Here is a 3674-nt window from a genome sequence, read left to right on the forward strand (position 1 = left end):
GGTAACACGACAATGAAACGTACTTTCCAACCAAGCACTATCAAACGCGCTCGTACCCACGGTTTCCGTGCTCGCATGGCTACCAAGAACGGTCGTGCCGTCCTGTCGCGTCGTCGCGCCAAAGGTCGTGCGCGTCTGGCAGTTTGATAATCCGGCACTGGAGGTGAGTCAGGACTTCAGTCGGGAAAAGCGTCTGCTTACTCCCCGGCATTTCAAGGCAGTCTTTGACTCCCCTACCGGCAAGGTTCCGGGGAAAAATCTCCTGCTCCTAGCGCGCAACAACGATCTTGATCACCCCCGTCTCGGGTTGGTTATCGGGAAAAAGAGCGTAAAGCTCTCCGTCGAGCGCAATCGCCTCAAACGTCTGATGCGCGAATCGTTCCGTCTGCACCAGGATTCACTGGTCGGCTGGGACATTGTTATCGTCGCGCGCAAAGGTTTGGGTGACGTAGAAAACCCCGAATTGATTCAGCATTTCGGCAAACTCTGGAAGCGTCTGGCACGCAGCACGCCGGTACCARCAGTCAAAACCGAAACTGTAGGGGTAGACAGTCCGAATGCGTAAACTGGCACTCGTTCCGATCCAGTTTTATCGCTATGCCATTAGTCCTCTGATGGCCAGTCACTGTCGCTTCTACCCCAGTTGTTCCTGCTACGCGTTAGAGGCCATAGAAAATCATGGTCTTCTGCGCGGTGGCTGGCTGGCCTTTCGTCGTTTAGGTCGCTGTCATCCGTGGAATCCCGGTGGTTATGACCCGGTTCCATCTATCCCTACCTCCCGTTCTTCTTCGATGGCCGAGTAATCATGGATATCAAACGCACGATCCTGATCGTCGCCCTGGCAATCGTGTCCTACGTTATGGTTCTTAAATGGAACCAGGACTATGGCCAGGCTGCCCTGCCGACTCAGAATGTTGCTTCCAGTACTACCGCACCGGGTCTACCGGATACGGCAACTGGCAATAATGCTTCTGTCAGTGACGACATTCCACGCGCCGCAAGCGATACCAGTGCCACTGCACCTGCTGAAACACCAGTAGCGGCAAGCAAAGACCTCATCCAGATCAAAACGGATGTGCTCAACCTGGCCGTCGATCCACAAGGTGGTGATGTTGCCCAGCTGACGCTGCCGCTGTATCCACGTCGCCAGGACCATCCGGATATCCCTTTCCAGTTGTTCGATAACGGCAACGAGCTGACCTATCTGGCTCAAAGCGGTTTGATCGGCACTGATGGTCCGGACGCAAGTCCTGCCGGTCGCCCGGTTTGGTCCTCGGAGAAGAAGGTTTACCAACTGGCTGACGGTCAGGACCAATTGGTCGTAGACCTGAAGTTCAGCAAGGACGGCGTCAACTACATCAAGCGTTTCACTCTGAAACGCGGCCAGTACGATGTCGGCGTTTCCTACTTGATCGACAACGAAAGCGCCAAGCCTTGGTCGGGTGCGATGTTCGCCCAACTGAAACGTGACGCCAGCTCCGATCCTTCTTCCAGCACTGCCACCGGCACCGCGACTTACCTGGGCGCAGCCCTGTGGACAAGTAACGAGCCGTACAAGAAAGTGTCGATGAAGGACATGGACAAGGCTGCGCTGAAAGAAACCGTCAACGGTGGTTGGGTTGCCTGGTTGCAACATTACTTCGTGACCGCGTGGATTCCGGCGAAGGGCGAAAACAATCTCGTCCAGACCCGTAAAGACAGCAAAGGCAACTACATCATCGGCTATACCGCCCCGGCAATGACGGTTGCGCCAGGTGCGAAAGGTGAAGTCAGCGCTGTTCTGTACGCAGGTCCGAAAAGTCAGGCAGTACTGAAAGAGTTGTCCCCAGGTCTGGAACTGACCGTCGACTACGGCATTCTGTGGTTTATTGCCCAGCCAATCTTCTGGCTGTTGCAACATATCCACGCGCTGGTCGGTAACTGGGGCTGGTCGATCATCTTCCTGACCATGCTGATCAAAGGGATTTTCTTCCCTCTGTCGGCAGCCAGCTACAAATCCATGGCACGCATGCGTGCAGTGGCACCGAAACTGGCCGCGCTGAAAGAGCAACATGGCGACGACCGGCAGAAGATGTCGCAAGCCATGATGGAGCTGTACAAGAAAGAGAAGATCAATCCGCTGGGTGGTTGCTTGCCAATCCTCGTGCAGATGCCGGTATTCCTTTCGCTGTACTGGGTTCTGCTGGAAAGCGTTGAAATGCGCCAGGCACCGTTCATGCTGTGGATCACCGACCTGTCGATCAAGGATCCGTTCTTCATTCTGCCGATCATCATGGGTGCAACCATGTTCATCCAGCAGCAGTTGAACCCGACACCTCCGGACCCGATGCAGGCCAAGGTGATGAAGCTGATGCCAATCATCTTCACCTTCTTCTTCCTGTGGTTCCCGGCTGGTCTGGTGCTGTACTGGGTAGTGAACAACTGCCTGTCCATCGCCCAACAGTGGTACATCACACGTAAAGTCGAAGCGGCTACTAACGCAGCGGCCTGATTTACACTGTAGATAACCACTCAAAACGCCCCCTAGTGGGGCGTTTTGCTATCTGTCACTTTTGTCTGGATACCGGTTTATGAGCGCTCCTCGTGAAACCATCGCAGCTGTCGCAACCGCTCAAGGTCGCGGCGGCGTGGGTATTGTCCGAATTTCCGGCCCGTTGGCGAGCGTTGCGGCCAAGGCTATCAGCGGTCGGGAATTGAAACCCCGGTTTGCCCATTACGGGCCGTTCCTCAGTCAAAACGAAGAGGTGTTGGACGAAGGCATCGCGTTGTATTTCCCGGGACCGAACTCTTTCACCGGCGAAGACGTGCTTGAACTGCAGGGTCATGGCGGACCGATCGTTCTGGATATGTTGCTCAAGCGCTGCCTGGAGCTGGGCTGTCGTCTTGCCCGTCCCGGAGAATTCAGCGAGCGCGCCTTCCTCAATGACAAACTCGACCTGGCTCAGGCTGAAGYCATCGCCGACTTGATCGAGGCAAGTTCTGCACAAGCTGCACGCAATGCACTGCGTTCCTTGCAAGGCGCCTTTTCCCAACGTGTGCATAACCTCACAGAGCAGCTGATAGGCCTGCGTATCTATGTCGAGGCGGCAATCGACTTTCCGGAGGAAGAAATCGACTTCCTCGCTGATGGTCATGTATTGGCCATGCTCGATAAAGTACGCGATGAATTATCCACCGTGCTTCGCGAAGCCGGGCAGGGCGCCTTGCTTCGTGACGGGATGACGGTAGTGATTGCCGGTCGGCCGAATGCCGGTAAATCAAGCTTATTGAATGCCTTGGCAGGTCGGGAAGCGGCGATCGTGACCGAGATTGCCGGCACAACCCGGGACATTCTTCGCGAACATATCCACATTGATGGCATGCCATTGCACGTAGTGGATACCGCTGGTCTGCGAGATACCGACGATCATGTGGAAAAAATCGGTGTCGAACGGGCGCTGAAAGCCATCGGTGAAGCGGATCGTGTGTTGCTGGTCGTTGATGCGACGGCGCCCGAAGCGTTGGACCCCTTCGCATTGTGGCCGGAATTCCTCGAAATCCGCCCCGATCCAGCGAAAGTCACGCTGATTCGTAACAAGGCTGATCTGACGGGCGAAGCCATTGCCCTGGAAGTCAGTGAAGATGGCCACGTCACCATCAGTTTGAGTGCCAAGTCTGCTGGCGAAGGCTTGGAG

At 55.5% G+C, this 3674-nt stretch carries 5 protein-coding genes; all 5 read left to right on the forward strand.

The features are described from left to right. Positions 1-12: 12 nt before the first annotated feature. Positions 13-147, forward strand: a complete 135-nt coding sequence (rpmH, locus tag AC1DRJ_RS21525; protein ID WP_003213577.1) for a 50S ribosomal protein L34 — start codon at positions 13-15, stop codon at positions 145-147. Between the two features lie 16 nt (positions 148-163). Continuing rightward, complete coding sequence (gene rnpA, locus AC1DRJ_RS21530; RefSeq protein ID WP_477803919.1) at positions 164-565, forward strand: ribonuclease P protein component; 402 nt, start codon at positions 164-166, stop codon at positions 563-565. Continuing rightward, positions 558-803, forward strand: coding sequence for a membrane protein insertion efficiency factor YidD (gene yidD / locus AC1DRJ_RS21535; RefSeq protein ID WP_477803916.1), 246 nt, complete (start codon positions 558-560; stop codon positions 801-803). Before rnpA ends, yidD begins: the two co-directional genes overlap by 8 nt. A 2-nt stretch (positions 804-805) precedes the next feature. Next, the gene (gene yidC / locus AC1DRJ_RS21540; RefSeq protein ID WP_477803917.1) at positions 806-2491 is read left to right on the forward strand and encodes a membrane protein insertase YidC; all 1686 of its coding nucleotides are present in this window, start codon (positions 806-808) and stop codon (positions 2489-2491) included. 79 nt (positions 2492-2570) lie between these two features. Then, positions 2571-3674, forward strand: a 1104-nt coding sequence (mnmE, locus tag AC1DRJ_RS21545; RefSeq protein ID WP_477803918.1) for a tRNA uridine-5-carboxymethylaminomethyl(34) synthesis GTPase MnmE, incomplete at its 3' end; no start/stop codon positions are given.

It is taken from the genome of Pseudomonas sp. P5_B2 (genome assembly GCF_056400445.1).